The sequence below is a fragment of the Cuneatibacter sp. NSJ-177 genome, from assembly GCF_022867805.1.
Taxonomy (GTDB): Bacteria; Bacillota; Clostridia; order Lachnospirales; family Lachnospiraceae; genus Pseudolachnospira.
In genome coordinates, this window is sequence record NZ_JALIFO010000001.1 from 614,316 (window position 1) to 638,723 (window position 24,408).

General features: G+C 54.3%; 23 protein-coding genes and 1 tRNA gene. 22 read left to right on the forward strand and 2 right to left on the reverse strand.

All coding sequences use genetic code 11. The features are described from left to right. The first annotated feature begins 4 nt into the window (after positions 1–4). Positions 5–1,354: an MATE family efflux transporter gene (locus MUB23_RS02755; RefSeq protein WP_244798658.1), complete on the forward strand. Its 1,350-nt coding sequence runs from the start codon at positions 5–7 to the stop codon at positions 1,352–1,354. A 65-nt stretch (positions 1,355–1,419) separates the two neighbouring features. On the opposite strand, the gene MUB23_RS02760 is transcribed toward MUB23_RS02755, so the two are convergent. After that, positions 1,420–1,506 (reverse strand) — tRNA-Ser (locus MUB23_RS02760). A 207-nt stretch (positions 1,507–1,713) separates the two neighbouring features. Here MUB23_RS02760 and MUB23_RS02765 point away from each other — a divergent pair. The 3 genes from MUB23_RS02765 to MUB23_RS02775 are packed head-to-tail and all read left to right on the forward strand — an operon-like array spanning position 1,714 to position 4,626. After that, positions 1,714–2,424, forward strand: a complete 711-nt coding sequence (locus tag MUB23_RS02765; RefSeq protein WP_280515605.1) for a peptidylprolyl isomerase — start codon at positions 1,714–1,716, stop codon at positions 2,422–2,424. A gap of 58 nt (positions 2,425–2,482) precedes the next feature. Further along, a complete protein-coding gene (locus tag MUB23_RS02770; protein ID WP_244798659.1) occupies positions 2,483–3,160 on the forward strand; it encodes a response regulator transcription factor in 678 nt (225 codons plus the stop codon). Continuing rightward, complete coding sequence (locus MUB23_RS02775; RefSeq protein WP_244798660.1) at positions 3,157–4,626, forward strand: sensor histidine kinase; 1,470 nt, start codon at positions 3,157–3,159, stop codon at positions 4,624–4,626. Before MUB23_RS02770 ends, MUB23_RS02775 begins: the two co-directional genes overlap by 4 nt. On the opposite strand, the gene MUB23_RS02780 is transcribed toward MUB23_RS02775, so the two are convergent. After that, a complete protein-coding gene (locus tag MUB23_RS02780) occupies positions 4,623–5,093 on the reverse strand; it encodes a DUF5721 family protein (protein ID WP_244798661.1) in 471 nt (156 codons plus the stop codon). The two genes, MUB23_RS02775 and MUB23_RS02780, sit on opposite strands and share 4 nt — an antisense overlap. A gap of 205 nt (positions 5,094–5,298) precedes the next feature. On the opposite strand from MUB23_RS02780, the gene MUB23_RS02785 reads away from it, so the two are divergent. The 18 genes from MUB23_RS02785 to MUB23_RS02870 all read left to right on the forward strand — a co-directional run bounded on the left by MUB23_RS02785 (position 5,299) and on the right by MUB23_RS02870 (position 24,405). Then, a complete protein-coding gene (locus tag MUB23_RS02785) occupies positions 5,299–6,924 on the forward strand; it encodes an MBL fold metallo-hydrolase RNA specificity domain-containing protein (RefSeq protein WP_244798662.1) in 1,626 nt (541 codons plus the stop codon). Then, positions 6,921–7,577, forward strand: coding sequence for an epoxyqueuosine reductase QueH (locus MUB23_RS02790; protein WP_244798663.1), 657 nt, complete (start codon positions 6,921–6,923; stop codon positions 7,575–7,577). Before MUB23_RS02785 ends, MUB23_RS02790 begins: the two co-directional genes overlap by 4 nt. Before the next feature lie 37 nt (positions 7,578–7,614). Further along, on the forward strand, positions 7,615–8,805 hold the full coding sequence (locus MUB23_RS02795) for an acetate/propionate family kinase (protein WP_244798664.1): 1,191 nt from the start codon (positions 7,615–7,617) through the stop codon (positions 8,803–8,805). A 223-nt stretch (positions 8,806–9,028) separates the two neighbouring features. Beyond that, a complete protein-coding gene (locus tag MUB23_RS02800; protein ID WP_244798665.1) occupies positions 9,029–10,339 on the forward strand; it encodes an FUSC family protein in 1,311 nt (436 codons plus the stop codon). Between the two features lie 191 nt (positions 10,340–10,530). Then, entirely contained in the window at positions 10,531–11,457 is a 927-nt protein-coding gene (fmt, locus tag MUB23_RS02805; RefSeq protein ID WP_244798666.1) for a methionyl-tRNA formyltransferase, read from the forward strand. Between the two features lie 9 nt (positions 11,458–11,466). Beyond that, on the forward strand, positions 11,467–12,165 hold the full coding sequence (locus MUB23_RS02810; RefSeq protein WP_244798667.1) for a zinc metallopeptidase: 699 nt from the start codon (positions 11,467–11,469) through the stop codon (positions 12,163–12,165). 1 nt (position 12,166) lies between these two features. Continuing rightward, positions 12,167–13,489 (forward strand): 16S rRNA (cytosine(967)-C(5))-methyltransferase RsmB, encoded by a 1,323-nt coding sequence (gene rsmB / locus MUB23_RS02815; RefSeq protein WP_244798668.1) that lies wholly within the window; start codon positions 12,167–12,169, stop codon positions 13,487–13,489. Next, complete coding sequence (rlmN, locus tag MUB23_RS02820; protein WP_244798669.1) at positions 13,486–14,541, forward strand: 23S rRNA (adenine(2503)-C(2))-methyltransferase RlmN; 1,056 nt, start codon at positions 13,486–13,488, stop codon at positions 14,539–14,541. Before rsmB ends, rlmN begins: the two co-directional genes overlap by 4 nt. 1 nt (position 14,542) lies before the next feature. Then, complete coding sequence (locus MUB23_RS02825; RefSeq protein WP_244798670.1) at positions 14,543–15,292, forward strand: Stp1/IreP family PP2C-type Ser/Thr phosphatase; 750 nt, start codon at positions 14,543–14,545, stop codon at positions 15,290–15,292. Then, complete coding sequence (gene pknB, locus MUB23_RS02830) at positions 15,286–17,439, forward strand: Stk1 family PASTA domain-containing Ser/Thr kinase (protein ID WP_244798671.1); 2,154 nt, start codon at positions 15,286–15,288, stop codon at positions 17,437–17,439. The genes MUB23_RS02825 and pknB overlap by 7 nt, the downstream gene beginning before the upstream one ends. 2 nt (positions 17,440–17,441) lie before the next feature. Further along, positions 17,442–18,320 (forward strand): ribosome small subunit-dependent GTPase A, encoded by an 879-nt coding sequence (gene rsgA / locus MUB23_RS02835; RefSeq protein WP_244798672.1) that lies wholly within the window; start codon positions 17,442–17,444, stop codon positions 18,318–18,320. Between the two features lie 13 nt (positions 18,321–18,333). Next, positions 18,334–18,987: a ribulose-phosphate 3-epimerase gene (gene rpe, locus MUB23_RS02840; RefSeq protein ID WP_244798673.1), complete on the forward strand. Its 654-nt coding sequence runs from the start codon at positions 18,334–18,336 to the stop codon at positions 18,985–18,987. Beyond that, on the forward strand, positions 18,984–19,799 hold the full coding sequence (locus MUB23_RS02845; RefSeq protein ID WP_244798674.1) for a Cof-type HAD-IIB family hydrolase: 816 nt from the start codon (positions 18,984–18,986) through the stop codon (positions 19,797–19,799). Before rpe ends, MUB23_RS02845 begins: the two co-directional genes overlap by 4 nt. Further along, positions 19,790–20,821, forward strand: a complete 1,032-nt coding sequence (locus MUB23_RS02850) for a peptidylprolyl isomerase (RefSeq protein WP_244798675.1) — start codon at positions 19,790–19,792, stop codon at positions 20,819–20,821. The genes MUB23_RS02845 and MUB23_RS02850 overlap by 10 nt, the downstream gene beginning before the upstream one ends. Before the next feature lie 6 nt (positions 20,822–20,827). After that, positions 20,828–22,345, forward strand: coding sequence for a glycerol kinase GlpK (gene glpK, locus MUB23_RS02855; protein WP_244798676.1), 1,518 nt, complete (start codon positions 20,828–20,830; stop codon positions 22,343–22,345). After that, positions 22,329–22,940 (forward strand): imidazole glycerol phosphate synthase subunit HisH, encoded by a 612-nt coding sequence (gene hisH / locus MUB23_RS02860; RefSeq protein WP_244798677.1) that lies wholly within the window; start codon positions 22,329–22,331, stop codon positions 22,938–22,940. Before glpK ends, hisH begins: the two co-directional genes overlap by 17 nt. 8 nt (positions 22,941–22,948) lie before the next feature. Further along, positions 22,949–23,707: an imidazole glycerol phosphate synthase subunit HisF gene (hisF, locus tag MUB23_RS02865; RefSeq protein ID WP_244798678.1), complete on the forward strand. Its 759-nt coding sequence runs from the start codon at positions 22,949–22,951 to the stop codon at positions 23,705–23,707. A gap of 23 nt (positions 23,708–23,730) precedes the next feature. Further along, the gene (locus MUB23_RS02870; protein WP_244798679.1) at positions 23,731–24,405 is read left to right on the forward strand and encodes a uracil-DNA glycosylase; all 675 of its coding nucleotides are present in this window, start codon (positions 23,731–23,733) and stop codon (positions 24,403–24,405) included. Positions 24,406–24,408: the final 3 nt, after the last annotated feature.

Below are 24,408 nucleotides of genomic sequence, written 5' to 3' on the forward strand. Positions count from 1 at the left end.
AATGATGCAGATTTGGGTACGTGAAAAATCCTTCTACCGGCAGGTGCTGCGGCTGGTCCTGCCGGTGGCGGCCCAGAGCATGATCACCATGGGGATCAACCTGATGGATACGATCATGCTGGGAAAGTTTGGAGAGATGCAGCTCTCCGCGTCGTCCCTGGCCAATCAGTTCATCAACCTGTTTCAGATCCTTTGTATGGGGATTGGCTGCGGCGCAGCGGTTCTAACCGCCCAATGCTGGGGGAAAAAGGATCTGCCTGCCCTGAAAAAGGTCGTCACGCTGATGCTGCGGCTGTGCCTTTTGGCCGCCTGCGCCTTTACCACGGCGGTCTGTCTGTTTCCCAGGCAGATTATGGGAATCTACACCTCTCAGGAAGCGGTGATTGCATACGGGGAAAAATATTTCTCCATCATGCGCTACACCTTTTTTGTCCAGGGGCTTTCCCTGACCATGACCCAGGTGCTCCGGAGCGTGCGGAACGTCCGGATTCCCATGATCAGTTCGGTGTGCTCCTTTTTTATCAATATCTTTTTTAACTGGGTCTTTATTTTTGGAAATCTGGGAGCGCCGCGGATGGAGATCGCCGGGGCTGCTCTCGGCACGCTGATTGCACGGGTGTTTGAGTGTGCGATCATTTTCGGCTATGCCGTGCTGGCGGACCGGCAGATCGGCTACCGGCTCCGGGAACTATTCCGGCCCTGCGGGGAGATGCTCTCTCCGTTTCTCCGGTACAGCGGACCGGTGGTGATCAGCGATATGCTGCTGGGATTGGGGAACAATGCGCTCTCCGTGGTGATGGGACACATCAGCGCCGAGTTTGTAGCGGCCAGCGCAATGACCAATGTGACGGTACAGCTCAGCACAGTCTTTGTTTTTGCCGTGGCCTCGGCTTCGGCCAGCATCACCGGCAATACGGTGGGAGCAGGGCAGAAGGAAAAGGCGTACCAGCAGGGCGTCACCTTCCTTGGGATCAGCACCGTGCTGGGCGTCTTTGCCTGCCTTTTGATCCTGGCCACCAGCCCTCTGGTCATCAACATGTACGAGGTGGCGGACCACACGAAGGAGATCGCATATTCCTTGATGGCCGCCATCGGGATCATTGTTTTATTCCGATGCCCGAACACTGTAATGACCAAAGGCGTGCTGCGGGGCGGCGGGGACACCAAGTTCCTGATGGCTGCGGATATCCTGTTCCTTTGGGTGTTTTCCATCCCTCTGGGAGCGATGGCAGGCCTTGTCTGGCATCTGCCGCCGTTTTGGATTTATTTCTGCTTAATGTCCGACAATATTTTAAAGTGCATCTGGTGCGTCTGGAGGCTGTTGGGAAAAAAGTGGGTGCGGGAAATCGTTTGACCTTGCCGACGGGGTTATTTTTGAGATAAAAAAAGCCATCAGCAAAAGCTGATGACTTTTTTTCACGGAGCGAGTGGGATTCGAACCCACGTGCCCAAAAAGGACAACCGCATTTCGAGTGCGGCTCGTTATGACCACTTCGATATCGCTCCCGGCGCGTCGGACTGCCAACCTGAAATATTCTATCATAAAATTAAAAAAAGTACAAGATCAAATTTCGGGGTTTTTGTAACAAATGGCAGCCAAAAAGAAGCGGACCGGACAGACGCTGCCGGCTGTATGAACTTTATGTGAAATCTCTGGCATTTTTATGGTATACCTGCTAAAATAAACAGAGATTATAACAGGGGGATTTGAAAATGAAAAAAGCGGTAGCAGTGCTTTTCGGGCTGATGCTTCTTTTGGCGGCCGCCGGCTGCGGCAAGAAAAACGGGAATTTTGATCAGATGAGCGGGCCAGAGGAGGGCGATCCGGTTGCAACTATCACGATCCAGGATATGGGAGACATCAAGATCCGCCTGTTTCCGGACCAGGCTCCGAAAGCGGTGGAGAATTTCATCGGCCTGGCGGAAAAGGGCTATTACGACGGATTGACGTTCCATCGGGTGATCGCTGATTTTATGATCCAGGGCGGAGATCCCACCGGGACCGGCAGCGGCGGGGAAAGCTATTTTGGCTCGGATTTTGAGGACGAGTTCTCCGACGATTTATTTCCGTTAGCAGGGTCACTTTGTATGGCGAACCGAGGGAGCAATACGAATGGCAGTCAGTTCTTTCTGACGACCACTTCGGAGAAGGTCGATGACGGCACCTTGAAACAGGTGGAGGAGGCCTATCAGCTTCGATATGATAAAGATCTGGATTTTGGCTCGATGACAGAGACTGCAAAAAAGAATTTTGAAGAATACGGCGGAGCATACTGGCTTTTCCGGCAGCACACGGTGTTCGGCCAGGTGTACGAAGGGCTGGACGTGCTGCACCAGGCTGAGTCCGTGGCGACCGATGAGAATGCCAAGCCTTTGAACGATCTGATCATTGAGAAAATCACGATTTCAGAATATGGAAAATGATCCGGGGCCGGCAGATCTTTGAGAAGACGGATCAATAACCTTTGGAGGTGTGACGGATATGGAACGACGGAAAGTATTGATGGTGGACGATGAGGAGCGGATGCGGAAGCTGGTCAGGGATTTCCTCGTCAAAAAGGATTTTCAGGTATTGGAGGCCGGCGACGGAGAGGAGGCCATCGACGTCTTTTTTGCGGACAAAAAAATCGATTTGGTGATTCTCGACGTCATGATGCCGAAGATGAACGGCTGGGAGGTTTTGGAGACGATCCGCAAATATTCCAAAGTCCCGGTCATTTTGCTGACGGCCAAGGCGGAGGAGCGGGACGAACTGCGGGGCTTTGAGCTTGGCGTGGACGAGTATATCACAAAGCCTTTCAGCCCGAAGATTCTGGTGGCGCGGGTGGAAGCGCTGCTGCGGCGGACTGTCGGCGATCAGGGCGATGTGCTGGATGTCGGCGGGATTCAGATCAATAAGGCCGCCCACACGGTCAGCGTCAATGGGAAAAACCTGGATCTCAGTTTTAAGGAGTTCGAGCTTCTGACTTATTTTGTGGAAAATCAAGGCATCGCGCTCTCAAGAGAGACCATATTAAATAATGTCTGGAATTACAATTATTTCGGCGACGCCCGCACCATTGACACCCATGTGAAAAAGCTTCGCAGCAAGATGGAAGAGAAAGGCGATTATATCAAGACGGTCTGGGGAATGGGATATAAATTCGAGGTAGATCAATGAAATTTTCCATTCGCTTTAAATTTACGATGATTTTGGTTGCTGTGGTCACCGGCGTGATCGCAGCAATCTGCTTTATTAATAACCGCTATCTGGAAACCTATGTCATCAATGAAAAGCAGGACCAGATTCAATCCATGCGCCAAGCCGTGGAGACGTATGTGGATAACGGGTATTCGGATGACCAAAAACAGCAGTTGGACCGGCTCAGCCGGATCAACAACATTGCGGTCCTGGTAATCCAGGAGACATCGGGATTCAGCGGACTCGGCCAGGTGCAGTATGCCAGCAGCCTGGAGCAGCAGGGCTTTAGCCTGCGTCTGGACAGCTACCTCAGAGGAAAGGGCGGGCCGGTCATCTCCGATATTTATACGCGGGGCGATAATTATGTGATTTATAAGGCCTATGACAGCCAGTTGGGGAGCAACCAGATCGACTGCATCGGCATGTACGAGGACGCAGATTACATTCTGTCAACGCCGCTGGAAAGTATCCGGGAGAGCGTTACTCTGTCTAATAAATTCCTGGCCGGCGTCGGTGCATTGGCCGTGATCGCCGGAGCTATTCTAATGTATTTTGTCACGCGGAATTTGACCAAGCCGATTTTGAAGCTGGCGGCCCTGTCGGAGCAGATGGCGGAGCTGGATTTCAGCGTCCGATATCCGGGAGGAAAGAAGGACGAGATCGGGATTTTGGGGGACAGCATGAACCACATGTCCGAAAAGCTGCAGTACACCATCGAAGAGCTGAAAAAAGCGAATGGGCAGCTGGAAAAGGACATTGAGGAAAAGGACCGGATCGACGAGCGCCGCCGGGAGTTTATCTCAAATGTCTCCCATGAGCTGAAAACGCCGATTGCTCTGATTCAGGGCTATTCCGAAGGATTAAAGGACGACGTGAACGACGACCCGGAGAGCCGGGACTTTTACTGTGACGTGATCATTGACGAGGCGAAAAAGATGAATCACATCGTCAAACGTCTGCTGAACCTGGGAGAGATTGAATCCGGCGGGATGAAGCTGACCCTGGAGGATTTCAACCTTGTGGAAGTGATCCGCGGCGTGATGCAGGCCACCTCGGTCCTGGGAAAAGACCATGACTGCGAGGTGACGCTTTCCGCTCCGGAGGAGCTTTGGGTGAGGGCCGACGAGTTTATGTTGGAGGAGGTGCTGCAAAACTATCTGAGCAACGCCTATCACTATGTATCGAACCCCGGAAAAATTCAGGTGAAAGCCGAATCCCAAAACGGCTTAGTCCGGATTTCTGTATTTAATACGGGAAACCCGATTCCGGAGGAAGACCTGCCGCATCTGTGGGAAAAGTTTTATAAGGTGGATAAGGCGAGAACGCGGAAATACGGCGGCAGCGGCATTGGGCTTTCGATCGTCAAGGCAATCGTCAACGCCCATAAAGGCCGCTGCGGAGTGGAGAATAAGGAAGACGGCGTAGAGTTTTGGTTTGAATTTTAAGTCTCTTCAAAGAGAATCTGATGGTGGCGGAGGAATCGGCGGATGACTCCGTCCCATTCTTTTTCCAGGGAGCGGTCCAGAGAGAACACCGTCAAAGACGCGCCGGTGGTGCAGCGGATCTCTCCGTTTTCATAGTGGATATTCAGAAACAGCCCGGCCACATCCTCGGCTGCATAGGAAAGCCCGCAAGAGGCAAGCGTCTTATTCGTATTCTCTTCGCTGAGCCGGAGGACAATCTTAAAACCTTTGGGCAGGGTCTGCCCCTTCACGATCTGAAAGGCCAGCGGGCGCAGCTGTCCCCAGGTCGAGCAGACCGGCTTTCCTTCCTCCGAGACGGAGTTCCCGTCAATGGCGATGGAAAATGTGGTGATAAAAGCGGCTTCCGGCACAAGAAATTGGTCGAAAACCTCCTGACGGAACAATTTATTGGTAAAATCTTTGATATCGGCGATTTGAAGTCCCAGCATTTCTTTTCCTTTCTCTGTGGGTGTTTTCGTGCATCTTTAGTATAACGGAAGAAAAGGCAAATGTAAACGGAAGATTTTGCTGGAAATATTCAGAAAACAGTGGTATGCTATATCCATCCGGGATCGCTGGGAGGGATGCTCTCAGACAGGCGGATCAGGGCCTGAAAGCCCCGGATGATTATGCTACAGAAAGGAAAGCAGGCTTATGAAAATCACATTTCTTGGGGCAACCCACGAGGTAACCGGAAGCTGCACTTATTTGGAGGTGAACGGGCACAAACTTCTTGTGGACTGCGGGATGGAGCAGGGTGTCAATGTCTTTGTCAACGAGGATATTCCTGTGCCGCCTTCGGAGATCGAATGCGTTCTTTTGACCCATGCCCATATCGATCATTCCGGCAAGCTGCCCTGGCTGTATAAATATGGATTCCGAGGAAGTGTGTATGCGACCGAGGCCACCTGCAATCTCTGCAATATCATGCTTCGCGACAGCGCCCACATCCAGGAATTTGAAGCGGAGTGGCAGAACCGGAAGGCGCAGCGCGCAGGAAAGAGCGGGTATGAGCCTTTATATACGATGGCGGACGCCGAAGGCGTGATCCGTAAGCTGCGCCCGGTGCCTTACGGGGAAAGGATTCAGGTATTGGACGGCGTGGATATTGCTTTTACCGATGTCGGTCATCTGCTGGGTTCCGGCAGTATTGAAGTGTGGATGAGGGAAGGCGATGTCGAGAAAAAGATGGTATTCAGCGGCGACATCGGAAATCATGACCGGCCGATTCTGCGGGATCCCCAGCCGACGCTGGAGGCGGACTACGTGATGATCGAGTCCACCTACGGGAACCGCTACCACGAAAAGCATGAGGAAGAGCAGGATTATGTCCGGCAGCTGGCGGACGTGATTCAGCGGACCTTAGATCGGGGCGGCAACGTGGTGATCCCTTCCTTTGCCGTGGGCAGGACCCAGGAGATCTTGTACTTTATCCGCCAGATCAAGGAAGACGGCCTGGTCCGCGGCCACGATGGATTTAAAGTCTATGTCGACAGTCCTTTGGCCAATGAAGCGACCAGCGTTTTCGTCCAGAGCGACCGGAATTATTTTGACGACAACATGCGGGCCCTCCTGGACGCAGGGAAAAACCCTCTGTTCTTCCCTGGCCTGGAAATCTCGGTGACCAGCGATGAATCAAAAGCAATCAATTTTGATATGAGCCCGAAGGTGATTCTCTCGGCCAGCGGCATGTGTGAAGCCGGCCGGATCCGCCACCATCTGAAACATAACTTGTGGCGGAAGGAATCTACGATCCTCTTTGTCGGATATCAGGCAGTGGGCACCTTGGGCCGCTCCATCTATGAAGGGACCAAGCAGGTAAAGCTGTTCGGAGAGGAGATCGGGGTCAGCGCCCAGATCGACACTCTGGCCGGCATCAGCGGACATGCGGACAAGGAAGGGCTGTTGAAATGGATCAACAGCTTTGAGAAAAAACCTTCTCTTGTCTTTGTCAACCACGGGGAAGATGAGTCCTGCAAGAGCTTTGCGGAGTGCCTGGAGAAGGAAAACGGTTTCCGTGCCGTAGCGCCTTACAGCGGCACGATCTACGATCTGGCAGCCGGCGAGTGCGTCAAGGAGACGGAAGGCGTCCTGATTCCCAAGGAAAGCAAACCCTCCGGAGACGGAATGCGGACGGAAGGCTTTTTCGGAAATCTTGCTGCTGCGGGCCGCCGCCTGACCGGGCTGATCTCCAAGTGGCGTGAGCGTCCGAACAAGGAGATCAAACGCTTTACGAAGGATGTCGAAGATCTCTGTGATAAATGGGAAAAGGAATTATGAATTTTCAGAAGGAAATGGAACAAATCATCCGTTTCCATCGGGAACATGGCGAGGCCCCGGCATTGCTGCTCCACAGCTGCTGTGGGCCTTGCAGCAGTTCCGTGCTGGAACGGCTGACCGAAGATTTTCGGGTGACCGTCTTTTATTTTAATCCGGGCATTGCGCCGGAAGCAGAGTATCAAAAGCGGGTGGAGGAACAAAAACGCCTGCTGGCCGAGATGCCGGCAAAATATCCGGTGTCTTTCCTGGAAGGAAGATACGCGCCGGAGGAATTTTACGAGATGGCGAAGGGATGGGAGCAGGAGCCGGAAGGCGGAGAGCGCTGCTTTCGCTGTTACCGGCAGCGGCTGAGGGAGACGGCGCTAAAAGCGGCGGAAGGCGGATTTGACTATTTCACGACCACTCTTTCCGTCAGTCCGATGAAGAATGCAGCGAAGCTCAATGAGATCGGAATGCTGCTGGCAAAAGAGTACGGGGTGAAATATCTAGTCTCTGACTTTAAAAAGAAGGACGGCTACCGGCGTTCCGTGGAGCTTTCGGAAAAATACAACATGTACCGCCAGGATTACTGCGGCTGCGTGTTCTCAAAACGGGAGCGGCTGGAAAAAGAGGCAAAAAGGGCTTTACAGAATGAAAACTTCGTACTAAAATAGAACAGAATATGTATGAACAACCTCAGGAGGGTATAAAATGAAAGTATTGGTTATTAACTGCGGAAGCTCTTCCCTGAAATACCAGCTGATTGACTCCGAGACGGAAGCAGTTCTTGCCAAGGGACTCTGCGAAAGAATCGGAATTGACGGACGTCTGGTTTACCAGCCTGCCGGCGGAGAGAAAGAGACCGTCGAGGCGGCGATGCCGGCTCATACCCAGGCCATCCAGATGGTTCTGGACATCCTGGTCAATCCGAAATCCGGCGTACTGAAGAGCCTGGAAGAGGTGGATGCCATCGGACACCGTGTGCTGCACGGCGGCCACAAGCTGACCCATTCCGTAAAGATCGACGACGAAGCGCTTCAGATCATCGACGAGTGCTGCGACCTGGGGCCGCTCCACAACCCGGCGAACTTGATGGGAATCCGCGCCTGCATGGAGCTGATGCCCGGAAAGCCCAATGTAGCCGTCTTTGACACCGCATTCCATCAGACGATGCCGGCCAAGGCCTATATGTACGGCATCCCTTATGAATATTATGAGAAGTACCATATCCGCAAATACGGCTTCCACGGCACTTCCCACAGCTTTGTCTCCAAAGAGGCTGTCAAGTTCCTGGGCCTTGATAAGGATAACTCCAAGGTCATCGTGGCCCACCTGGGCAACGGTTCCTCCATCAGCGCCGTAAAGAACGGCGAGTGCGTGGACACCAGCATGGGCCTGACCCCGCTGGAAGGCCTGATCATGGGCACCCGTTCCGGCGATCTGGATCCGGCTGTCCTAGAGTATATTGCGAGAAAAGAAGGCAAGGATATCTTTGAGATGCTGACCATGCTGAACAAAAAATCCGGTGTGTACGGCATGACCAAGGGCCTGTCCAGCGATTTCCGGGATCTGGACGACGCCGCAGCAAGCGGAAATGAGCTGGCTGCCAACGCGGTGGACGCGTTCTGCTATCGTGTGGCGAAATATATCGGTTCTTACGCAGCTGCGATGAACGGCGTGGACGCGATCGCTTTCACCGGCGGAATCGGCGAGAACGGCGTCGGCGAGCGTGAGAAGATTGTCGGCTACCTGGGATATCTGGGAATCACCCTGGATGCCGAGGCGAATAAGCAGAGAGGCAAGAACCTGGTGATCTCCACTCCGGATTCCAAGGTAACGGTAGCCATCGTTCCGACCAACGAGGAACTGATGATTGCCAGAGAGACGGTTGCCTTAGTATAAGACAAGCCTGACGGGAAGTGAGGTTCAGCCCCTAAACGGGCATACCGTACTTCGATCGCTTTGTGGGGACGGGCTTTGCCCGATCCGGTATGAATAAGCATAAAACCGCTGCCAAACAAGGGGAAACTTGCGTGAAGCAGCGGTTTTCTTTATTCTTTTTGATACTTTTTCGCGATATTATACGGGGCTTCTTGTATCGGGAAATAGAAATGAGAGTGACGGAATGAAACAGATCAAGAAAAATTGGCATAACCTTCCGCCGGTCGGACTGCGGATGGTAAAATCCGCCGTGTGCGTATTCCTTTGTTTTTTGTTTTGCTGGCTTCGCGGGGAGCAGAGCACGCCTTTTTACGTGGTGCTGGCCGGTCTTTGGTGTATTCAGCCGGATATTGGAAATAGTAAGGTTATGGGAGCGCGCCGCCTTCTTGGCACCCTGATTGGGGCCGTGTTCGGCATGGTGATTTTGCTGTTTGAACTGAAAGTCTGGCCGATTCACGGGGAATTGATGGGTTATTTCGTCGCCTCCGTCATGATTATCCCGATCATCTATACCACGGTCTTGATCGGAAAGACAGAAGCCGCCTATTATTCCTGCGTGGTTTTCCTGAGCGTTACCATCACCCATCTGACGGATTCCAATCCGTATCTGTTTGTCTGGAACCGCGCCTTGGATACGGCGATAGGTTTGGGCGTGGGTCTCCTGGTAAATTCCGCGCACATTCCGAGGAAGTATCAAAAGGAAACGCTGTTTGTGCTGCAATTAGAACAGGCGCTTCTGGGGGAAGACGGGCAGCTGACTCCCTACGGGAAAGTGGAACTGAATAAAATGCTGGATTACGGGGCAAGAGTAACGGTGTCTACAACCCAAACGCCTGCGACCTTGATGCCTCCGCTCCGGGAAATCCGTCTCAGTCTCCCGGTTATCGCCATGGACGGGGCCGTGCTCTACGACATCCGAAGCAAGACGTTTCTGTATTCTTATGTGATTTCACCGGCCATGACCAAAGACCTGGGAGATTTTTTAAACCGGCATGAATATCACCATTTTACCAATGTAGTGATGGAAGATATGCTGGTCATCTACTATCAGGACTTTTCATGCCCGGAGGCGGAGACGGTCTATCAGACCATGCGGACTTCGCCGTACCGGAACTATGTGCGCATGGAGGTGCCGGAAGATGCGTCGGCCGTCTATTTCCTGGTGATTGCGGATAAGAAAAAGATGGATGCTCTCGCCGCACTGCTGGAGCAGGCCGGTTATGCGGATCAACTGAAATTATCTTATAGCAGGCAGGAGGAATTTCCGGACGCCGTCTTCCTTCGGATCTACAGCCAGAATGCGTCTATTTCCCATATGAGGGAATATTTGCAGGAAGAGACCGGGGCGAAAATACTGGTGACCATCGGAACTTCCGAGGAAGATACCGTACGCGTTCCAGCGGGATTTCCGAATAAAACCGTGCGCTCTCTGAAACGATCCTTCGAACCGTTTTTTTGGAGAAAGACCAAGCCGGAAAATGAGAAAATGGATTAGGAGCCGGATCTTTCGGAACATGGGCGTTTGCATAAAATGTCTGGCAGGACGGACTTCGGCGGAAACGTGTTGGATTTTATTAACTTTCTATGAAAAATATAGATAAAATCCTTTTGATGCGGTATAATGCCGTCAGACATTCGGACGATACAAGAAGTGATTTGATTTTTTCTTCCATAAAGGAGGCTTTTATGCGTGTTATATTTATGGGAACGCCGGAATTCAGCGTTCCGGTGCTGACGGCGATGATCGAGGCCGGCCATGAGGTTGTAGCTGTGGTGACTCAGCCGGATAAACCAAAGGGCCGGGGGAAAGAATATCAGTATACGCCGGTAAAGGAAAAGGCTCTGGAATATCAGATCCCGGTGCTCCAGCCGAAAAAAGTGCGGGAGCCCGCCTTTATCGAAGAGCTCATCGCCTACCGCCCGGAGGTGATGGTGGTGGTGGCCTTCGGGCAGATTCTGACGAAGGAAGTTTTGGCGGTGCCGGAAAAGGGCTGCATCAATGTTCATGCCTCCCTGCTTCCCATGTACCGGGGCGCCGCCCCGATCCAGCAGGTGATTTTGGATGGACAAAAGGAAACCGGCGTCACCACCATGTTTATGGACGAGGGATTGGATACAGGGGATATGCTTTTAAAAACGGTTGTGCCGGTCACCGACGAGGAAACCGGCGGCAGCCTCCACGATAAACTAAGCGCGGCGGGAGCGCCGCTGCTGTTGGAAACGCTCCGCAGGCTGGAGGAAGGGACGTTAGAACGGATTCCCCAGGAAGGTGAGACCTGTTATGCCGGGATGCTGAAAAAGTCCATGGGGAAGATGGACTGGACCAGACCTGCCGAAGAATTGGAACGTTTGGTCCGGGGACTGAATCCATGGCCCAGCGCGTATACTTTTCTGGGGGGCAAGATGTTGAAAATTTGGTCCGCCCAGGTGGAGCCCGCCGGAGAGACCGGGGATCCCGGACAGGTGGTGAAGGTTCAAAAGGACGGAATCGGCGTGATGACCGGGGATGGAATTTTGATGATTCGAGAGCTGCAGCCGGAAGGCAAAAAACGGATGAGCGCGGATGCCTATCTGCGCGGATATCCGGTCAAGTCCGGCATGCGGCTGGAATAGGAGGACAGAATGTTTTATTGGTGGGATCCGACCTATATATTAGTCGTGATTGCGGCATTGATCAGCATGGCGGCATCCGCAAGGGTGAACCGGACGTATTCCCGCTATGCCGGCGTCCGAAGCACGTCCGGGATGACCGGCGCCGAGGCGGCCAGGCGAATTCTTCAATATCAGGGGATTTATGATGTCAGCGTAGAGCGGGTGGCAGGAAATCTGACCGACCATTACGATCCCAGGAGCAAGGTGCTCCGCCTGTCGGACGCGACCTTTGGCTCTTCCAGCGTGGCGGCGGTCGGCGTGGCCGCCCATGAGTGCGGTCATGCCATTCAGGACGCCCAGGGATATGCGCCGTTAAAGATCCGAGGCGCGCTGGTTCCGGTGGCGAATCTGGGGGCGACTTTGAGCTGGCCATTGGTTTTGATTGGGCTGTTAATCAGCAGAAACAGCGGGATGATTTTTATCAAAGCCGGTATTATTCTCTTTTGTGCGGTGGTTTTGTTTCAGCTTGTGACTCTGCCGGTGGAGTTCAATGCGTCCAGCCGGGGGTTGCGGCTTTTGACGGAATCCGGGATTCTCTATCAAGACGAGGCTGCTCAGACGAAAAAGGTGCTGTCCGCCGCGGCCATGACCTACGTGGCCAGCGTAGCCGCCAGCCTTTTGCAGCTGCTCCGTCTCCTTTTGATCGCAAGAAGCAGGAACCGGGACTGATATGGAAAATACAAGAGAGATTGCGTGTTCGATCGTGTCTGCCGTCCTGGAACAGGGCGGCCAAAGCCACGTCGTGCTGCGGGAGACATTAAACCGGCATCCGGAAATGCCGGGCAGGGACCGGCACTTTATCCAGTGTCTAGTGCATGGAACCGTGGAAAATTTGCTGCTTCTGGATGCGAAACTGAACCGGGTATCGAAAACCCCGGTCAATAAAATGAAGCCATGGATCCGGACGATTCTCCGCACGGGCGCGTATCAGATTCTGTTTATGGAAAAGGTCCCCGCCTCCGCCGCCTGCAATGAAGCGGTAAAGCTGGCGGAGAAACATCATTTTCATGGTTTAAAAGGTTTTGTCAACGGCGTGCTCCGGGCAGTGGCGCGGGATCCGTCTCTGCCGGAAGGAGATCTGGCGCTCCGGTACTCCACTCCGGCATGGCTGATGGAGCGGTGGCAGAAGACTTGGGGGACGGAAAAAACCAAAGCGATGATGGAAGCGTTTCTTCAGCCGGCAAAGCTGTCTGTCCGCTGGAATCTTTCCCTTGCGACCAAAGACGAGATCATACAGAGTTTAACGGGACAGAAGGCTGCCTTGGAACCGCTTCCGTTTGGGCTGCCCGGCTGCTTTCTGACGGAGTTTGAGAGAATCGACGGACTGACCGCTTTTCAGAAAGGCTGGATTCAGGTTCAGGATGTCAGCTCCATTCTCGCCGGTGAGGCGGCGGCCCCCAAGCCGGGAAGCCGAATCTTGGATCTCTGCGCCGCACCGGGAGGAAAGAGCCTGCATTTGGCCGATTTACTTCGGGGAACCGGAGAGGTGATAGCCTGCGATCTGACTGAGAAAAAGACGGCAATGATCGAGGAGAACCTCCGCCGCTGCGGCTTATTGAACCTGAGCGTCCAGGTTTCCGACGCCAGGGTATTCCGGCCGGAATGGGAGGCATCCTTTGACTTGGTGATGGCGGACCTTCCATGCTCCGGCCTGGGGACCATCGGCCATAAGCCGGAGATCAAATACCGGGTGACGCCGGAATCCATACATAGCCTTTCCGCTTTGCAGCGGGAAATTCTATCGGCGGCCGTTCGGTATCTGAAACCCGGTGGAACTTTGGTTTACAGCACCTGTACTGTGGATGCGGAAGAAAATATCGATAACTTCCGTTGGCTTTTGGAAACGTTTCCTCTGGAACCGGTTCCTTTGACGGACGTATTGCCCCAGGGGCCGGAGGACGAGAGCAGGAAGGCTGGGTACATCCAGCTTTTGCCTGGTACACATCCCTGCGACGGTTTCTTTATCTCAAAATGTAAAAGGAAAGACCAATGAAAAAAATTGATCTAAAGTCCATGGAACTTCCAGAAATAAAAACGTTATTCGGAGAGATGGGGGAAAAGCCCTTTCGCGCCGGACAGCTTTATTCATGGATCCACCAGAAAAAAGCGACGGAGTTTCAGCAGATGACCAACCTGTCGGAAGATTTGCGAAGACGGCTTGCCGAAACCTGCGAGCTTTCTGCCTTTCAGATCGCGGACCGGCAGATCTCAAAGTTGGATGGGACAAGAAAATACGCATTTCTTCTTTCGGACGGGAATATTATAGAGAGCGTGTACATGAAATACCGGCATGGAATCAGTGTCTGTATTTCTTCCCAGGCCGGCTGCCGGATGGGCTGCCGGTTTTGTGCTTCCACCCTGGACGGGCTGGCGAGAAATCTCACGGCGGGGGAGATGCTGGAACAGATTGACGCGATCGAAAGGGACGCCGGGGAACGGGTCTCCCATGTGGTGGTGATGGGAAGCGGAGAGCCCCTGGACAACAAGGAGAACCTGATTCGTTTCCTTCATCTGGTTTCGGACGAGAACGGCGGAGGAATCAGCCAGCGGAATATCACGGTTTCCACCTGCGGTCTGGTTCCGGAAATCCGGGAATTGGCCGGGGAGAAGTTTGCGATTACATTGGCGCTGTCTCTTCATGCGCCAAACGATGCCCTCCGAAGGACGATGATGCCCATTGCCAACCGGTATACGATTGCAGAAACCCTAAAAGCCTGCGATTTCTACTTTGAACAGACGGGACGCCGGATGAGCTATGAGTATAGCCTGGTGCGGGGCGTCAATGACCGGCCGGAACATGCCAGAGAGCTGACCGGCCTGCTGAAAGGGAAAAATTGCCATGTCAATCTGATCCCGGTGAACCCGATCAAAGAGAGAGAATACCGGGAAACCATGGCGCCCGACGTGGACCGCTTCAAAAAAGAACTTGAAAAAAGCGGAATAAATGTTACTATTAGAAGGAGACTGGGCGCGGACATCGACAGCGCCTGTGGTCAGCTGCGCCGCAGAATTCAGCGGGGAGAGGTGCGGAAGGAGGCTGAATGAGATGAATGTTTTTGCCGGGACCGATATCGGTTTGGTCCGGAGGGAAAATGAAGACTATGTGTTTGCTTCCGGCGAGCCGGTGGGCCCTTTGGAAAATTTATTCATGGTTGCGGACGGGATGGGCGGCCATCGCGGCGGGGAGTTTGCTTCCCGCTACGTTGTGGAACAGATCGTCCGGACGATCCGAAGCAGCAAAAAAGAAAACCCGGTTTCTGCGCTGAATGAAGCGATTCAGGAGGCAAACTACGGCCTCAGAGAAGAAGCCTCCAGAAATCCGAAATTTTGGGAAATGGGGACCACCCTGGTCGCCGCTACCATTGACGGGGCGACCATGTTTGTCGCCAATATCGGCGACAGCCGTCTATATCTGTTGGAAGACGGGATTAACCTGCGCCAGGTCACCAGAGATCATTCCTGGGTTGAGGAGATGGTTGCCGACGGGAAGATGGCGCGCGGCAGCGAAAGCTATTGGGAAAAGAAAAATATCATCACAAGGGCCGTGGGAATCGACGACACGGCGACGGCCGATTTCTTTGAAATCGATTTAAAACCCGGAGAGCGGATTCTGCTTTGTTCGGACGGATTGACGAACATGGTGGAGGACGAGGAGATAGAGAGAATCCTTTCCATGCCGGATCCATTAGAAGAACTGGGGAAGGAATTAATGGAGGAAGGCAAAAGAAATGGCGGAAGGGATAATATTTCGGTGATTTTGGTGGAACCGGAACTAGATGAGGTGAATATATGCTAAGAATAGGTATGTTTTTAGGCAACCGATATGAAATCATCAGCAAGATTGGCTCTGGAGGCATGTCGGATGTCTACAAAGCTAAGTGTCATAAGCTGAACCGTTTTGTCGCAATCAAAGTGCTGAAGCCGGAGTTCGCCAGCGATCAGAGCTTTGTGGCGAAGTTCCGGATGGAGGCCCAGTCGGCGGCCTGTCTGTCCCATCCGAACATAGTAAACATTTACGATGTGGGAGAGGAAAACGGCATCCATTATATTGTGATGGAGCTGATCGACGGCATCACGCTGAAAAAATACATTGAGCGGAAAAAGAAACTGGAGATCCGGGAATCCATCGAGGTGACCATGCAGGTGGCCAGAGGCCTGGAAGCCGCTCATCGGGAGCACATCATTCATCGGGATATCAAACCGCAGAATATCATGATCTCGCGGGAGGGCAAGGTAAAAGTGACGGATTTCGGAATCGCACGGGCCGCCTCCTCCCAGACGATCAGCTCCAACACCATGGGGAGCGTCCATTACATTTCTCCGGAGCAGGCCAGAGGCGGCTATTGCGACGAGCGGAGTGATATCTATTCCCTGGGAATTACTCTATACGAGATGCTGACCGGGCGGGTGCCTTTTGAGGGGGACTCGACGGTCGCCGTAGCTCTTCTTCATATTCAGGGGGAGATGGTTCCTCCGAGAGAATATGAACCTCTGATTCCGGTCAGTCTGGAAAAAATCATACTAAAATGTACGCAGAAAAAGCCGGAACGCCGCTACGCATCGGCGACAGAGCTGATCGAGGATCTGAAAAAATGCCTCTCCATGCCCAACGGCGATTTCGTAAAGATGGCGCCTTTAACCAACGATTCCCCGACTATGGTATTCCGGGATTCCGATATCGAGCAGATTAAGAAGGGCGCGGGCCGTGCGGATGTGGAGGAAGAACGGCGTGCGGAGAAGGCGTACCAGATGGGCGTCGAGGACGAAGGCGGCGACTATGACGACGAGGATTATGACGATGAGGACTACGACGACGAGTTCGACGAGGATGACGAGAGCGATTCCCATTTTGAAAAGATCGTTACCTATATTATGATCGGCGTCGCCGTTCTGATTGTAATCATTGTGGCCGCCATCGGCCTGCGGGCCTGCGGCGTGTTTGACTTTGGTTCGGATAATACGACGACAGAAAGCTCTGATTCCACCAAGGTGACCATGGTCAGTTTTGTAGGAAAGACCGTGGAGGAAGCGGAGAAAGAGATCAAGGAAAAGAATTTGAACCTGACGATCCGGGTTTCGGAATATGTCTCTTCCGAAGAGTTTGCAAAGGATCAGATCGTGGAACAGGATTATAAGGAAGGCGAGATTGTGGACCGTTCCACCACTGTCACGGTGAAAGTCAGCACCGGCAGCAATAAGCTGGTGATTCCGACAGATCTGGAAGGGAAGACAGAGCAGGAGGCAAGACGCGCCCTGCGTTCCGCCGGATTTACGAATGTGGCCAATACGGTGCAGGAACAAAACCATGATACCATCGCGGAGAACATGGTGATCGGCACAAGCCCGGCCGCAGGCAGCTCCGTGGATAAAGAAGCGGAGATTACACTGATTATCAGCAAAGGCCCGGCATCCCGCCCAGTGGAAGTTCCGAATCTGTACAAGATGTCAGAAGAATCGGCCAGAGCTGCGTTGGAGGAGAAAAAACTGATCCTCGGCTCCATCGAAAAGGAGTACAGCGATGATGTGGAGAAGGGCCTGGTGATGAGCCAGAGCGTCGATGCGAATTCCACCGTGGAGGAAGGCACCACGATCAACATTACGATCAGCAGAGGCAGCATGTCGGTTACCGTTCCGGATGTGCGCTGGGGTACGCTGAAGGAAGCAAAAGTGGCGCTCAATGATCTGGGACTGCAGATTGACCCGCGCTACGAATACGACGATGACAATCCCAAGGGCACTGTGATTGGTCAGGAAACCTCGCCGGGAGATTCCGTGAAGAAGGGGACAACGATTGTGGTCATTGTCAGCGACGGTCCGGAGCCGACCCAGCCGACCACCACGGAAGAAAACAATGGCGGCGGTAACGGAGGCGGAGACCAGCAGCCGGAGCCTGAACCGAATCCGGAACCGGATCCCAACGCAGGCGGAGAACCGGCGGCGTAGCCATGCAGGGAAAGATTATCAAAGGCATTGCGGGCTTTTATTACGTCCACGACGGCCGCAGCCGGATCTATGAATGCAAGGCAAAAGGAATTTTCCGAAATAAAAAGATTAAGCCTCTGGTCGGCGACGACGTGGAATTCGATGTGTTGGATGAAACCGCCGGGGAAGGGAGCATTGTCTCCATCTTCCCGCGGAAAAATGAACTGATCCGGCCGGCGGTCGCCAACATTGATCAGGCGATGCTGGTTTTTGCCGTAAAGGCGCCTGCGCCGAATTTTAACTTGCTGGATCGTTTCCTGATTGCGATGGAACAGCAAGATATTCCGGTGGTGCTCTGTTTTAACAAGACGGATCTCGGAGATGAGGAGGACGCGCGGGTCTATCGGTCCGTGTACCGGAATACCGGCTACTCCATTCATTTTCTCAGCGTGAAACAAGCGGAGGGTGTCGATGCTGTGAGAACGCTTTTGCGCGGCAAGACGACGGCCCTGGCGGGCCCTTCCGGGGTCGGAAAATCGTCGCTGATGAATTTTTTAAACCCGGATGCCGGGATGGAGACAGGCGCGGTCAGTGAGAAAATCCAGCGCGGCCGTCATACCACCAGGCATACGGAATTATTTTACCTGGAAGAGAACACCTACCTGCTGGATACTCCCGGATTCACCTCCATGAATGTGGAAGGGATTGAATGCGGCGAGTTAAAGCAGTTTTTCCCGGAATTCCTCTCACCCGCAGAGGACTGCCGGTTCCCGGACTGTGTCCATGTCGGGGAGCGGGACTGCGGGGTAAAGCGTGCGGTGGAAGATGGAAAAATCAGCCGCGAGCGGTATGAAAACTACCTCCAGATCTACCAGGATCTGAAGGATCGGAAAAAATGGTAAAAGGAGATACCAAATGGAAAAGATTCTATCCCCTTCTTTGTTGGCGGCGGATTTCTCCCGCCTGGCGGAGGAGGCGGCAAAGGTGGAGAGAGCCGGCGCGAAATATCTGCACCTGGATGTGATGGACGGCGCTTTTGTGCCCAGCATCTCCTTTGGAATGCCGGTGATTGCAAGCCTCAGAAAGCAGAGTAAGCTGGTGTTCGACGTGCATCTGATGATTGAGGACCCGGATCGGTATCTGGAAGACTTCGTTGAGGCCGGGGCGGATATTTTGACGGTTCACGCAGAGGCGTGCCGCCATCTGGACCGGACATTGCAGAAAATCCGCGATCTCGGCGTCCGCGCCGGTGTGGCCTTGAATCCGGCGACTCCTTTAAACGCTGTGGAGTGGGTAGCGGAAAAGACAGATATGATTTTGCTGATGTCGGTGAACCCTGGTTTTGGGGGACAGAAATATATCCCTTATGTGACAGAGAAGATCAAAGAGCTGCGCCGTTTCCTGACAGAGAAAAACCTTTCGGCTGATATTGAGGTGGACGGCGGGGTCGGACTTGCCAACGGGCCTTCGGTGATGGCCGCAGGAGCAAACGTGCTGGTGGCCGGTTCCGCGGTATTTGGCGGAGATGCGGAGGCCAATGTAAAAGCCTTTTTGGAATGGATGGTATGATTCGGTTAGTTGCGAGCGATGTGGACGGGACGCTGGTTCCGGATGGGACCAGCCGGATCAATCCCGATTATTTTACGGTGATTGAAGAGCTGAGGCAGCTGGGGATCCAGTTTGCGGTGGCCAGCGGCCGGCAGGAAGACAGCCTGCACCGGCTGTTTGCGCCTGTCAAAAATAGAATCTTTTTTATCAGCAACAACGGGGCGGTGCTGAGTACGGCTTCCCGCCTTTTGTTTGCCACCCCGATGCGGCAGGACTACCTTCTTCCTCTGCTGCGGCAGTGCGAGACGCTGCCGGAATGCGAGCTTTTGATTGCGACAAGCCGGGCGACCTACTGCAGGGCGGGGGCCGATGAGGAATTTCTCCGCTGGCTCCGGGAGGAGTACCGCTTCACGATCGAGGAAATCCCCGATTTGTCCGCGGTCTGCTCGGAGGCGGTCAAGCTGTCTATTTTCCATGAACCGGGGACGAGACATCCGGGTATTGATCTGGTGGAACCCTGGAAGGGAAAACTGAACGGAGTCGTATCCGGCCCGGAATGGGTGGATTTCTCCGACCCGGAAGTCCAAAAAGGAAGCGCAATCCGGCTGCTCCAGGAAAGCCTTGGGATTTCCCCGGAGGAGACCATGGTGTTCGGCGACCAGCTGAATGATATTTCGATGCTGCGCCAGGCGGCGTACAGTTACGCGGTAGGCAGCGCCAGAGATGAAGTGAAAGAAGTTGCCGCCTATGTGACGAAGCCGATGAAAGAGGACGGCGTACTGGAAATTTTGAAAACATTGGCAGAGACGAAGGGGGAAGCGGCATGGCAGTAAAACGAATCGGCGGCTTTCTCCTTGCGGCTCTGCTTTGTTGCCTTATAGCCTCCGGGTGCAGCAAAAGTGGGATTTCTCTGGGAGGCTTTCAGATTTCCGGTCTGAGTTCGGACGAGCTATTGTGCGTGGGGGAGGAGACCTGCCCTCTCTCGGAAGCAATGATTTTTGTGACAAGCCAAAAGAGCCTGTATCAGGAGTCTTTTGGAGCGGACATCTGGAATGTGGCGCTGGAGGGCGGAGATTTCGAGACCTATGCGCTGGCGCGGCTGAAGGATTATATGGGGCGCCTCTTCGCCGCATCGCAGATGGCGGAAGAACGGCATCTCGATTTGACGGAAGAAGAGCTCACGAAGATCACGGAGGCCGCCGAAGATTATTTTTCCAGCCTCAGCGAGGAAGACCGCAAGGTAACCGGCATCACGAAAGAAGCGGCGGAAGATGCTTTCCGGCGATATATTCTGGCAAACCGCTGTTATGAGACAGTCTTAAAAACTTCCGATGTGGAAGTCAGCGAGGATGAGGCCAGAGTGATGCAGATTCAGCAGATTTTCTTGTCCTCCGAAGGGTTGTCGGAGGAAGAAAAATCGGAAAAGAGGGCCGCAGCGGAAACCCTTGCCGGAGAGGCCAAAGAAAGCAAAGACTTTGCCAAATTGGCCGGGCAAAAGAATGAAGCTTCACAGATGGAACGGTCCGTGCGCCGGGGGGAACTGGGGGAGGCGGAAGCGAAAGCCATATTTTCCCTGAGCAGCGGCGAGGTCAGCGGACTTTTGGAGTCGGAGGGAGGATGGCGGATTGTCAAGTGCATTTCCTCCTATGACAAGGAGGCGACTGCAGCCCACAAGGAAGAACTGGAGCAGGAAAAGCGCCGGGAGGTGTTTGAGGCGGAGATGAAGAGCTTTCTGACCAGATCCCCGGCCGCGTTCAACGAGGCGCTCTGGGAAAAGGTCCGCATCTCCGGGGACGCACAGGACGTGGGCGGCAATTTTTATACCACCTATCAGAAATATTTCGGAGAGGGCTGAAAGACGATGGAACAATACATCATGGCATTGGATCAGGGGACGACTAGCTCCCGCTGTATCCTTTTTGACCGAAAGGGAAATATGAAAAGCGTGGCGGCGCGGGAATTCCGCCAAATCTATCCGAAGCCCGGCTGGGTGGAGCACGATCCCATGGAGATCTGGGCTTCTCAGGTCGGCGTGGCCAGCGAGGCCATGGGAAAATTGGGAGTGGGGCCTTCGGCGATCGCGGCCATCGGCATCACCAATCAGCGGGAGACCACGATCGTCTGGGACCGGGAGACCGGGGAGCCGGTGTCCAACGCGATTGTCTGGCAGTGCCGCCGGACCGCGGAAGCCATCGATGAGTTCCGGAAGACCTCCCTGGCAAAGCTGGTGCCGGAGCGCACCGGACTGATCCCCGACGCCTATTTTTCCGCCTCCAAAATCAGGTGGATCCTGGATCATGTGCCGGGAGCCAGAAAGAAGGCGGACGAAGGCCGCTTATTGTTTGGAACCGTGGATTCCTGGCTGATTTTTAAGCTGACCGGAGGAGCGGTTCATGCGACGGACCGGACCAACGCCTCCCGGACCATGCTCTATGATATCCGGAAGCTTGCCTGGGACCGGGAGCTGTTGGAGTGGTTTGATATTCCGGCGTCCATGCTGCCCGAAGTGCGGCCCTCCGGCAGCCATTTCGGCGTGACGGACCCCACGGTGCTGGGCGGCAGAATTCCCATCGCCGGCGTGGCGGGAGATCAGCAGGCGGCCTTGTTCGGCCAGTGCTGCTTTTCGCCGGGCGAAGGAAAAAATACTTATGGGACCGGATGCTTTCTTTTGATGAACACCGGCCGGAGGCCGGTGCAGTCTAAAAATGGATTGATCACAACCATTGCCGCCAGTGCGGGCGAGGAAGTCGAGTACGCATTGGAAGGCAGCGTGTTTGTCGGCGGGGCTTCAGTCCAGTGGCTGAGGGACGAACTCCAGCTCTTCCGGGAATCCGCCCAGTCGGAGGAGTTTGCGGAAGCGGTAGGGGACACGGCTGGAGCCTACGTGGTGCCTGCCTTTACCGGTCTCGGCGCGCCGTACTGGGATCCTTACGCCCGCGGCGTGGTGGTGGGAATTACGAGAGGCTTTAACCGGAATCATCTGGTGCGGGCCACGCTGGAATCCATTGCCTATCAGACCGGGGACGTTCTGGCCGCCATGGAAAAGGATGCCGGGATCTCGCTTCGGAGCCTGCAGGTGGACGGAGGAGCCAGCGCCAACCGCTTTCTGATGCAGTTTCAGGCGGATATCTTGGATACGGCGGTGGTGCGGCCGCGCTGTATCGAGACCACGGCGCTGGGCGCGGCCTATCTGGCGGGTTTGACGGTCGGCTACTGGAAGGACACGGATGAAATACGGGCCAACTGGGCGGTGGATTGCACGTTTGAACCCCAGATGGAGGAGCCGTGCCGGAAGAAGCGGCTCGCAGGATGGAAACGAGCGGTTGCCTGTGCCAGGGGCTGGACGGCGGAAGGAGATACCGATGATAGCGATCATTGATTATGATGCGGGAAATTTAAAAAGTGTGGAAAAAGCGCTGCTGTCTCTTGGAGAAGAGACGGCGGTGACAAGAGAGAAAGACGTGATCCTCTCCGCCGACAAGGTGATTTTGCCCGGCGTCGGCGCATTTGGGGACGCGATGGAGCATTTACACCGCTACGGCCTTCCGGATATCTTGCGGCAGACGGCGGCGCAGGGGACACCTCTTTTGGGGATCTGCCTGGGGATGCAGTTATTGTTTGAACGCAGCGAGGAGAGTGTGGGAGTGGAGGGGCTATCCATCCTGCCCGGTGAAATTTTGAAGATTCCTCCCTGCGAGGGCTTGAAGATTCCCCATATGGGCTGGAATTCCCTTGATGTGAAGCCGGGAGCCAAGTTATTTGCCGGACTTCCCGAGCATCCTTACGTTTATTTTGTCCACTCCTATTACCTGAAGGCGAGACAGGAGGAGATCGTGGCGGCCACTGCAGAATACGGCGTTTCCATCCACGCATCCGTGGAACGGGGCAATGTGTTCGGCTGTCAGTTCCATCCTGAAAAAAGCAGTGCGGCCGGTCTGGCGATCTTAAAGAATTTTGCCGGGCTGGGTCAGTGAGGAAAGCCATGTTTACGAAAAGAATCATTCCCTGCCTCGACGTCCATGAAGGGCGCGTGGTGAAGGGCGTTAATTTTGTCAACCTGAGGGACGCCGGAGATCCGGTGGAGATTGCGGCGGCCTACGACGCGGCCGGGGCCGACGAATTGGTGTTTTTGGACATCACGGCGTCCTCGGACGCCAGAAAAACCGTGGTGGACATGGTCCGGCGCGTGGCGGAGAACGTGTTTATTCCCTTTACCGTGGGCGGAGGAATCCGCACGGTGGAGGACTTTAAAGTCCTGCTGCGGGAAGGCGCGGATAAGATCTCGATCAATTCGTCGGCGATCAACCGCCCGGAGCTGATCTCGGAGGCGGCCGATAAATACGGCAGCCAGTGCGTGGTCGTGGCGATTGACGCGAAGAGAAGGCCGGACGGAGGGTGGAGCGTCTATAAAAACGGAGGCCGCCTTGACGTGGGGCTCGACGCGGTGGAATGGGCCGCGAAGGCGGTATCGTTAGGAGCGGGGGAGATCCTTTTGACCAGCATGGACTGCGACGGGACAAAAGCCGGCTACGACAATGAGCTGACCGCTGCCGTGGCGGCTGCCGTGCCTGTGCCGGTGATCGCCTCCGGCGGCGCCGGAACCATGGAGCATTTTTATGACGCACTGACCGTAGGAAAGGCGGATGCGGCGCTGGCGGCATCGCTGTTTCACTATAAGGAATTGGAAATCAAAGAACTGAAGAATTATCTGGCGGGACGGGGGATTCCGGTCCGCCGGTAAGTGACGGAAAGGGGCACGAGAAAATGGGTGCGATTACGAATGATTGGCTGAAGCCGTTGTCAGTTGAATTTAGAAAGCCATATTATGCGAAGTTATATCAGACCATCAAGCAGGAATATAATACCCGTGAGGTATTCCCGTCCCCGGACGATATTTTCAACGCCTTTGAGCTGACGCCGCTCTCAAAGGTAAAGGTCGTGATTTTGGGGCAGGATCCTTATCACAACGTGGGGCAGGCCCATGGGCTGTGTTTTTCAGTGAAACCGGAAGTGGAGATTCCTCCGTCCCTCGTCAATATTTACCGGGAGCTGCACGATGATCTGGGCTGCTATATCCCGAACAACGGATATCTGGTAAAATGGGCAAAGCAGGGAGTCCTGCTTCTAAACACGGTGCTGACCGTTCAGGCGCACCGCGCCAATTCCCACAGGGGAATCGGCTGGGAGGAATTTACCGACGCAGCGATCCGGGCGGTCAATGAGGAAGACCGTCCCATCGTGTTTATCCTTTGGGGACGCCCGGCCCAGATGAAGGCCGGGATGCTGAACAACCCGAAGCATCTGATCCTGAAAGCGCCTCATCCGAGCCCTCTGTCGGCTGACCGGGGGTTCTTTGGAAGCAGGCCTTTCAGTCAGACCAATGCGTTTTTGGAGGCTCACGGGGTGGAGCCGGTGGATTGGCAGATTGAAAACATTTAAAGG

Coding starts and splice junctions, on each gene's coding strand:
- hisH (WP_244798677.1), top strand. CDS start 22,329: ATGATAGCGATCATTGATTATGATGCGGGAAATTTAAAAAGTGTGGAA.
- MUB23_RS02780 (WP_244798661.1), bottom strand. CDS start 5,093: ATGCTGGGACTTCAAATCGCCGATATCAAAGATTTTACCAATAAATTG.
- rlmN (WP_244798669.1), top strand. CDS start 13,486: ATGAAAAAAATTGATCTAAAGTCCATGGAACTTCCAGAAATAAAAACG.
- glpK (WP_244798676.1), top strand. CDS start 20,828: ATGGAACAATACATCATGGCATTGGATCAGGGGACGACTAGCTCCCGC.
- MUB23_RS02845 (WP_244798674.1), top strand. CDS start 18,984: ATGATTCGGTTAGTTGCGAGCGATGTGGACGGGACGCTGGTTCCGGAT.
- MUB23_RS02795 (WP_244798664.1), top strand. CDS start 7,615: ATGAAAGTATTGGTTATTAACTGCGGAAGCTCTTCCCTGAAATACCAG.
- hisF (WP_244798678.1), top strand. CDS start 22,949: ATGTTTACGAAAAGAATCATTCCCTGCCTCGACGTCCATGAAGGGCGC.
- MUB23_RS02765 (WP_280515605.1), top strand. CDS start 1,714: ATGAAAAAAGCGGTAGCAGTGCTTTTCGGGCTGATGCTTCTTTTGGCG.
- MUB23_RS02775 (WP_244798660.1), top strand. CDS start 3,157: ATGAAATTTTCCATTCGCTTTAAATTTACGATGATTTTGGTTGCTGTG.
- pknB (WP_244798671.1), top strand. CDS start 15,286: ATGCTAAGAATAGGTATGTTTTTAGGCAACCGATATGAAATCATCAGC.
- fmt (WP_244798666.1), top strand. CDS start 10,531: ATGCGTGTTATATTTATGGGAACGCCGGAATTCAGCGTTCCGGTGCTG.
- MUB23_RS02800 (WP_244798665.1), top strand. CDS start 9,029: ATGAAACAGATCAAGAAAAATTGGCATAACCTTCCGCCGGTCGGACTG.
- rsgA (WP_244798672.1), top strand. CDS start 17,442: ATGCAGGGAAAGATTATCAAAGGCATTGCGGGCTTTTATTACGTCCAC.
- MUB23_RS02850 (WP_244798675.1), top strand. CDS start 19,790: ATGGCAGTAAAACGAATCGGCGGCTTTCTCCTTGCGGCTCTGCTTTGT.
- rsmB (WP_244798668.1), top strand. CDS start 12,167: ATGGAAAATACAAGAGAGATTGCGTGTTCGATCGTGTCTGCCGTCCTG.
- rpe (WP_244798673.1), top strand. CDS start 18,334: ATGGAAAAGATTCTATCCCCTTCTTTGTTGGCGGCGGATTTCTCCCGC.
- MUB23_RS02870 (WP_244798679.1), top strand. CDS start 23,731: ATGGGTGCGATTACGAATGATTGGCTGAAGCCGTTGTCAGTTGAATTT.
- MUB23_RS02810 (WP_244798667.1), top strand. CDS start 11,467: ATGTTTTATTGGTGGGATCCGACCTATATATTAGTCGTGATTGCGGCA.
- MUB23_RS02785 (WP_244798662.1), top strand. CDS start 5,299: ATGAAAATCACATTTCTTGGGGCAACCCACGAGGTAACCGGAAGCTGC.
- MUB23_RS02770 (WP_244798659.1), top strand. CDS start 2,483: ATGGAACGACGGAAAGTATTGATGGTGGACGATGAGGAGCGGATGCGG.
- MUB23_RS02755 (WP_244798658.1), top strand. CDS start 5: ATGCAGATTTGGGTACGTGAAAAATCCTTCTACCGGCAGGTGCTGCGG.
- MUB23_RS02790 (WP_244798663.1), top strand. CDS start 6,921: ATGAATTTTCAGAAGGAAATGGAACAAATCATCCGTTTCCATCGGGAA.
- MUB23_RS02825 (WP_244798670.1), top strand. CDS start 14,543: ATGAATGTTTTTGCCGGGACCGATATCGGTTTGGTCCGGAGGGAAAAT.